Here is an 877-nt window from a genome sequence, read left to right as displayed (position 1 = left end):
GCGAGCCCGGGCGGCAGCCGTCCCGAGGCGGCCCAGCGGCGACGGCGCTCCATCGAGGCTTCCGTGCGTGGCCGGGAGCCGACGGCCCTCCTGGGTCTTCCCACGCATTTTTGCGCAGGTAGGTCGATCAAATGCTCGGCTGTTCCCCCTGAGTTCGGGCTCTGTCCGGATCGCGGTCCATTTTTGGACAGCGTTCGCGTTTCGATCAGCCCGGACAGCGCCTCAGCCTCAGCCTCTGTGACCTTCCCCTCCCCATAGGCGCGCCACAGCAGTGCCGTCACTTGCGGCAGGGTGATTCGGCTCGCGGCCTCGATGGCGCGCCTCAACTCGTCGGCAAACATGGTCCTCGGCCCCGTGAAAGGGCCGCAACAGGTCGTTCCGGGCCGCCGCGAGGGCGTCCGGTCCACAAGGCAAAGCCTCATCATCGCGGGAATTGGCGTTCCCGCTTGACGCCTGGGGGCGTCTCGTGGCTTGTGGGGATTGGAAACCGGCCCCCACAGGCCACTTAGATTTTCGACGGGCTCCTCGTTTGGCGACGGGGGGCCCGTTGGCTTTTCAGGGGTCGACTTGCGGCGGCGGTGTCTCCTGATGGTCCCGGCGACTCGCCAGCAGGCGCCTCAGCCGGCACGGTCCATGTCGGCTGGGCGGCACGGTTAAGTCCACGTCAGGGGATGATCAGCGCGACCATGCACGCCGGACCTTCGACCCTCGCGGACCTGCGCAAGGCAGGTATCATCACAAGCCAAGAGATTGTGGCGGCCATCGACCTCTACCTTCGAAATTCGGCGGCTGGCCCCTACCGTTTCGCTAGTGGGCACAGCATCGACATCGCTGCCCTTGTGAACGCCACGCCAGCTTTCGGTGCGGTAGACCGCTC

At 66.4% G+C, this 877-nt stretch carries 1 protein-coding gene and 1 pseudogene; one reads left to right on the top strand and one right to left on the bottom strand.

The annotated features are described in order from the left end of the window. Nucleotides 1-341 (bottom strand): annotated as a pseudogene (locus tag MKK84_RS02460) (helix-turn-helix domain-containing protein); the annotation flags it as partial. Nucleotides 342-671: 330 nt separating this feature from the next. Here MKK84_RS02460 and MKK84_RS02455 point away from each other — a divergent pair. Then, nucleotides 672-877, top strand: a 206-nt coding sequence (locus MKK84_RS02455; RefSeq protein WP_243916450.1) for a hypothetical protein, incomplete at its 3' end; no start/stop codon positions are given.

Origin of the sequence: Methylobacterium sp. E-065, from assembly GCF_022829605.1 — a bacterium.
Taxonomy (GTDB): Bacteria; Pseudomonadota; Alphaproteobacteria; order Rhizobiales; family Beijerinckiaceae; genus Methylobacterium.
The sequence above is the reverse complement of the archived record's forward strand: the minus strand, read 5'-3'. Positions and strand labels throughout refer to the sequence as shown.